The 6023-nt window shown below is 39.1% G+C and carries 7 protein-coding genes; all 7 read left to right on the top strand.

All coding sequences use genetic code 11. The features are described 5' to 3' along the window. Positions 1 to 41 precede the first annotated feature (41 nt). The 7 genes from LN995_RS21305 to LN995_RS21275 all read left to right on the top strand — a co-directional run bounded on the left by LN995_RS21305 (position 42) and on the right by LN995_RS21275 (position 5611). Entirely contained in the window at positions 42 to 584 is a 543-nt protein-coding gene (locus LN995_RS21305) for a hypothetical protein (RefSeq protein WP_229963120.1), read from the top strand. Positions 585 to 609: 25 nt separating this feature from the next. Beyond that, complete coding sequence (locus tag LN995_RS21300) at positions 610 to 1179, top strand: hypothetical protein (RefSeq protein ID WP_229963119.1); 570 nt, start codon at positions 610 to 612, stop codon at positions 1177 to 1179. Between the two features lie 549 nt (positions 1180 to 1728). Beyond that, the gene (locus LN995_RS21295) at positions 1729 to 2196 is read left to right on the top strand and encodes a hypothetical protein (RefSeq protein WP_229963118.1); all 468 of its coding nucleotides are present in this window, start codon (positions 1729 to 1731) and stop codon (positions 2194 to 2196) included. 96 nt (positions 2197 to 2292) lie between these two features. Then, on the top strand, positions 2293 to 2829 hold the full coding sequence (locus LN995_RS21290) for a DUF1697 domain-containing protein (RefSeq protein WP_229963117.1): 537 nt from the start codon (positions 2293 to 2295) through the stop codon (positions 2827 to 2829). A 5-nt stretch (positions 2830 to 2834) separates the two neighbouring features. Next, the gene (locus tag LN995_RS21285) at positions 2835 to 3266 is read left to right on the top strand and encodes an SRPBCC family protein (protein WP_229963116.1); all 432 of its coding nucleotides are present in this window, start codon (positions 2835 to 2837) and stop codon (positions 3264 to 3266) included. Between the two features lie 379 nt (positions 3267 to 3645). Further along, on the top strand, positions 3646 to 4545 hold the full coding sequence (locus LN995_RS21280; RefSeq protein WP_229963115.1) for a RagB/SusD family nutrient uptake outer membrane protein: 900 nt from the start codon (positions 3646 to 3648) through the stop codon (positions 4543 to 4545). Between the two features lie 19 nt (positions 4546 to 4564). After that, positions 4565 to 5611, top strand: coding sequence for a sialidase family protein (locus tag LN995_RS21275; protein WP_229963114.1), 1047 nt, complete (start codon positions 4565 to 4567; stop codon positions 5609 to 5611). Positions 5612 to 6023: the final 412 nt, after the last annotated feature.

The raw sequence follows: 6023 nt of genomic DNA, 5'->3' as shown, positions 1-6023 counted from the left end.
TGCAATCTGCTATACCAGCACGTTGGCAATAATGTTAAAGTATGAAATTAGAAGCATTTGAGTTTAAGAATAGGTGGTGGGTGTTTGTGATAGCTATCGCTCTACAAGTAATGCTTTTTTTATCTTGTTTTTACTTATATGCTACATTTTTTGATTTACCCAATAAAGGTGCTTTTTATTTAACATTTCTACTATTTCTAATACTGTCATCTATATTAATCCGAGCCATAGCCAAAAAATATAGATTCATTAGTATAGGGCAACTAACATTGATTGACGATTACCTTTTGCAAAGTAAGACCAAAATCAAACTACCAATTTCAAACTCAACTGAATTGAAAGTAAACTATGCTGGTGACAAGTATTGGAAGTCAAGTTTTAAGCCATTGATGTTGTATAAGCAATTACTTAGGTACGACCACTTATTCGGTACTTCAGGCTTGAAGGAAAGCTTTGATTATATTGAAGCCAATGGTAAAAGGATCTATATAAAAATAAAGAATGAAGCAGATAAAAAAGCTTTCTTTGAACTTATTGAAAAGCTTCAGCAACTAAATCCAGACTTGGAAAAGTCTATAGAATAACTTTTGCCAACCACGTGTATACTCTATGCTTGGCTACGCCTCGCACATCGTCTACACCACCCCGTTGCCAATAATTGGAAGTATGAATAATGCCGCAATTTACCTACTGGCCCTTTTGATGATGATAATCAGCTCATGTAGCTTGGATATGTCAGAAAGTGAAGTGTACCAAATATTGAATCAGGTAATTGCAGACAATAAACTGCAGGTTAACAGAGTCTGTCAAGACTTCAAAAGCCTGCATCTCAAAAATGAATACAAAGAAGTGTTTTCACAGGACCTTGAGTTTATAAAGAATCAGAAAGAGCAGTTCTCTGATTTAAAGGTTAAGCCCAATAAACTCAAATACTATAACGAAAGAACTGGCAACTATGACTTCATTGAAGTTGACACAACCTGCAGCGAAGGCTTTATCTATCATATTTCATTACCTATAGTCTCCGAAGACAGGCAAAAAGTGTTGATTGAGTTTAACCAAGATTGTAATTGCCTATTAGGTGGGCAAGGTGGCAAAGAACTTTATGTAAGAAGGAACGGACGCTGGGAGAAAGAAAAGTCATTTGACAGGTGGATTAGTCTGGAAGGGGCGCTTTAAAAAACAACAGTTGGCAATCGAGTAGACGGCCCCGCCAGCGATAGCTGACGGGGTGCGCCTCTCACACCACCGAACGTACGGGTCGCGTATTCGGCGGTTCGCTAAGCATAGCACAGTCGCTCTTTACACCGGCTGCACCTTCGTCTGAGTTTAAGGCAAGGCTAGCAAACTATAACGTTTGAACCTCCTTGCCGAATTTACGACGACTTAGCGTTCGGCCCTTCATCATCCTGTGAGACCTCCGTAGCGCTTACGGCTCGTTTCCAGATGACTACTATGGCTTCTGCTGGCTTCTTGGCGNTCGCACTCTCGTGCTCAAGAGTATTCGTCAGTTCAGGCTTTTGCAGTCCTGCTTCCTTCAGACTAACCCTCACGAGTTGCGCCCTTGCAGCTTGCTTATCGGCTTCACCAAATGCCGATAAGGGATTTGCACCCTCTGGATAATCTGAGTATATTTCATAAGAAATAAAACTCGCGCCATGCTGGGCGCACACAAGGCATATAAGCCATACTTCGGCTACGCCTCGTCCGCCTTCTATACAAGCCGTTGTGAAATATAAAAATCATGAAAAAGGTCTTCTTGCGAGTCTGCTGATTACAATGATATTAGGAACCTCTTTCAGCCAGTCGAAGAGAAAGAAGAATCACTTTTCACTAATAGTTGGTAGCTGCTTTAAATCTGATACTGTAGATGTAAGCATAAATGGGCAGAAGCTTGTAAGAAATGAAGTTGTTGAATCAAATTTCTCAACAGGTATAACCCAGTTATCCGTCTACCAAAATGATAAGGGTCTTTGGGTTCTAAAAAAAAATAAAAGAACGAATCTTGGCAGACTGGACGTGAATAAAACCTTTGCTGTTGACATCAAAATAAATGGGGTGACAACGTCTAAAAGTGTAGATTTAAGGAAGGGACGGATTCTTATTCTCGATAACTGCTATGCTGAATCTAAGGCAGGTAAGCCAGAAAGAACAGTAACTGTCCAGCAGCATAAGAGAACAGTAGTGCTGGAATAAAATTACATTTCACAACCCTGCACATAAACCAAGCTGCGGCAATGCCTTGCTCGCTTTATGTACGCGGCCGTTGGCGGTAATTAGAACGATACGACAATGAACAGAAAAATTGCAATTTTAAGAGGAATAAATGTCGGAGGAAAAAGAAAAATCCTGATGACTGAATTAAAATCTTTGTGCGATAATTTAGGATGGGAGAATGTTGGAACATACATTCAAAGCGGAAACCTGATTTTTACTTCTAACAAAACAAATACAGAATTGGAGAACAACCTTGAAAAAGCAATTACCGAGAATTTTGGATTTGATGTTCCTGTAATTGTTAGGAGTTCAAAAGAACTTCAAACTTCCATTGACAAAAATCCTTTCTTTGACGGAGATGCCAATATTGACCAATTGCATTTGACCTTCTTAAAAGAAAAGCCGATCACAGAAAATAACGAAAAAACACTGACATATAATTATGAACCCGACAAATTCAAAATTGATGGCAAAGATGTGTTCATATTTTGCAGTGGTAAATATCACCAATCAAAATTGACCAACAACTTTTTCGAGAATAAACTAAAGGTTGGAGCTACGACAAGAAATTGGAAAACTGTACTGAAATTATATGAGTTAAGTAAAAACTAAAAATTATGTACAAAAACTTAGTTGCTTCAAGCAATATCAAAATGCGGTCGACACCCGAAAAATTATGGCGTGTTTTAACTGACCCAGAAAAAATTAAAGAATATTTATTCGGGACGAAAGTGCAGACGGATTGGAAAGTGGGAAGTCAAATACTATTTCAAGGAGAATATGACGGACAACAATATACCGACAAAGGAAATGTAACTGAACGAAAAGTAAATGAGCTGCTTAAATATGATTATTGGAGCGGATTTTCAGGGTTAGAAGATAAGCCAGAAAATTATTCATTGGTAACTTATAGAATTGAAAAATTAAATGACAACGAAGTGAAATTTACTTGGCATCAACAAGGCTTTTCGAGTGAAACAGGACAAAAACATACAGAAGAAGGATTAAAAGGAATGCTTAAAAAAATTAAGGAGCTCGCTGAAAAATAACTACCGCCAATCGTGTAGACGGCCCCGCCACCGTTAGGTAGCGGGGAGCGCCTCACACACCACTGTACAAGCGGGTCTCGCATACAGCGGTTCGTTAAGTTGTGGAGCTACTTTCTTGTAGTAGTCGAGCATCGTTTCATATCCTTTTCGGACTAGTCGTTTCCCCGTTACCGTCGTTATCAAGATCGGGCTTTGAGCCACGGCCCAGCCTCCTTTCCTGGTCCTGCTCCAGGGCCGTCGCAGCGGGCGTTCACAGTGGACTCCAATAGTAGTGGTGGCAGAAGAGATTTGAAATTTGTTGAATATGCTACTCCAAAGCAGTTCTAAAACCGGGGAGCCGACAGTGCCGGTATCCTTCCCTTTTTTCTCCCCAAAGGTCATGACGTACATTGTCAAACTTAAATTTTTTATTAAATTCGGAGTTAGCCAGAACTCTCCAGGGGATGTTTATTCTGATTTATTTGCTGAAGGGAATCAGAATAGAAGTTCAGGTAATCTTGAATCTATTTATGTTTGGCAATTTGAAAGCTTAACACCTGGAGGTGCAGGGACACATAATGGAAATAATTCTATCAGAGCCTGGGTTCCATTTCTACCAAACTTGAAAGATCCTGATGGGCAAAGTGGTATGATTGTATCTGATAGCCTAGGAAGGGGCGCTGCTTATTCACGCCCTACTACATTCTTTTTTTATGATTTATGGGAAAATGATTGGAATACCGACATTCGTAATTCAAAATATAACATACGGCGGCAGTTTTACTATAATAATCCTGCATCGGCATATTTTGGGCAGCTGGTAGAAAAAAGGGTTACCCAAGAGGATACAATGCGAAATGTGTATCCATACCTACGTAAATTAGAAGGTGAACCTTTTAATGGAAATAATGCATCGGGTCGAACAGCAAAAGACTTTATTGTTTATAGATTAGCAGAAACTTATTTATTAAGGGCTGAGGCTTATTTCAGGAAAGGAGATTTAGAAAATGCTGCTGAAGATATCAATGCTGTTAGGCTACGAGCAAATGCTATACCTATTACAGCACCTCAAGTTACGCTGGATTACATTCTGGATGAACGAGCTAGAAAGGTTATCACAGAAGAGCCGAGGCGACGTACTTTGATTAGAGTAGGTAAACATGTCGAGAGAACTCGGAAATATAATAGCAGAGAAGACACCCGCTCTACAATCCAAGACTTTCATGAATTTTACCCAATACCACAATCTGCTATTGATGCAAATTTTTCGACTGACCTTGCTCAAAATGAAGGTTATTAATATTATTTAAAACTATCTAATGAAAAAGCATTTTTCACTTGCAGTTATATTTGGCGTAAGTTTCATGTCGTGTTTGAATGCACAATCTTCTTGGTCTAAAGTTAGAGAGGAATTAGTTTTCGAAAATCCACCATTTCAGCAATGCCATGCTTCAACAATGGTTGAGACTTCAGGAGGTAAAATTCTATTAGCTTGTTTTGGTGGATCGCAGGAAGGTAAGCCTGATGTTGATATATGGCTAACAAGCATTAACAATAAAGGTGTAATCTCAGAACCTAAAAATGTTGCTACTGGTATTGTGAATGACTCCCTGCGGTACCCAACTTGGAACCCCGTGCTTTTTAAAGCACGGGAGGGTAAGTTATTCTTGTTTTACAAGGTTGGACCAAATCCCCGGGAATGGTGGGGTATGGTGAAAACATCTGAAAACAACGGCAGAACCTGGTCAGCTGCCCGACAATTACCTGAAAATATTCTTGGACCTATAAAAAACAAGCCAGTACAATTAGCCGATGGCACCATTTTATCTCCTTCAAGTATTGAGGAGAGTACAGAACGGTGGAAAGTACATATTGAAAAGTCTTCTGATCTTGGCCAAACCTGGCAGATGATCCCTGTCGATCATAATTCTGAATTTGATGTTATTCAACCAAGTATTCTTATTTATCCTGACGATCGGATTCAGATTTTATGTAGAAGTAAACAAGGTTATGTAGTTAAGGCATGGTCAACAGATGGAGGTAACAGCTGGGGTGAGCTATCTAATACATCCTTGTTGAATCCAAATTCTGGTACCGATGCGGTTACTTTAAAAGATGACTCCCAACTTATTGTTTATAACCCTGATGTTCCAGGCAAGGAATGGTTTAACGGTAGGGGGAAATTACGAGTTGCCAGATCTGTTGATGGCCAGGTATGGAAAGATATTGTTACGCTTGAAGATGGCACAACTGAAGAATATAGTTATCCAGCCATTATTCAAACCAAGGACGGGCTTGTTCATATAAGCTATACGTACGATAGAAAAAATATTAAGCACGTTGTTTTAAAGCCAAACCTCAATTGAGGTTTGGCTTTAAAACAACGTGCACCCACCCTCCATTTAAACTGTTTCTCATCATGTAGGGATAATTTAGTATGTCAAAAATATTAGTAACCAAATTATTAAGTTTTACCTTTTAAACTATAATCGAGGGGCAGCTTAAAGCTTTTATGTTCTTATTAATTTCGCCAATAAACTAAAGTTGTCCCAAATTTAGGGTTCACACCATAAGGTAAATTATAAGACTTAAAAATTTCAGTCGTTTCCTTTGGCTGTCATGTTACTTAACTATTGGTTTTACTGCCAATACGCTATAAATTTAGACACTTTGAGGCAGCATACCGCACCGCTGATTGCTCCAGTATTTACCTGCTTTACATAATGTAAGTTATGGGAGAAAGGGCTCTCATCCGCTGGAATCGAAGGGTCCCGTTTT

This window comes from Pontibacter silvestris, assembly GCF_020907275.1.
Taxonomy (GTDB): domain Bacteria; phylum Bacteroidota; class Bacteroidia; order Cytophagales; family Hymenobacteraceae; genus Pontibacter; species Pontibacter silvestris.
Note: the sequence above shows the minus strand (reverse complement) of the source record. Positions and strands in the feature narration are given on the sequence as shown.

What these genes read in the sequence shown, in the direction of transcription:
- LN995_RS21280 (WP_229963115.1), top strand. Translation starts at nt 3,646, where the DNA reads ATGACGTACATTGTCAAACTTAAATTTTTTATTAAATTCGGAGTTAGC.
- LN995_RS21305 (WP_229963120.1), top strand. Translation starts at nt 42, where the DNA reads ATGAAATTAGAAGCATTTGAGTTTAAGAATAGGTGGTGGGTGTTTGTG.
- LN995_RS21300 (WP_229963119.1), top strand. Translation starts at nt 610, where the DNA reads ATGCTTGGCTACGCCTCGCACATCGTCTACACCACCCCGTTGCCAATA.
- LN995_RS21285 (WP_229963116.1), top strand. Translation starts at nt 2,835, where the DNA reads ATGTACAAAAACTTAGTTGCTTCAAGCAATATCAAAATGCGGTCGACA.
- LN995_RS21275 (WP_229963114.1), top strand. Translation starts at nt 4,565, where the DNA reads ATGAAAAAGCATTTTTCACTTGCAGTTATATTTGGCGTAAGTTTCATG.
- LN995_RS21290 (WP_229963117.1), top strand. Translation starts at nt 2,293, where the DNA reads ATGAACAGAAAAATTGCAATTTTAAGAGGAATAAATGTCGGAGGAAAA.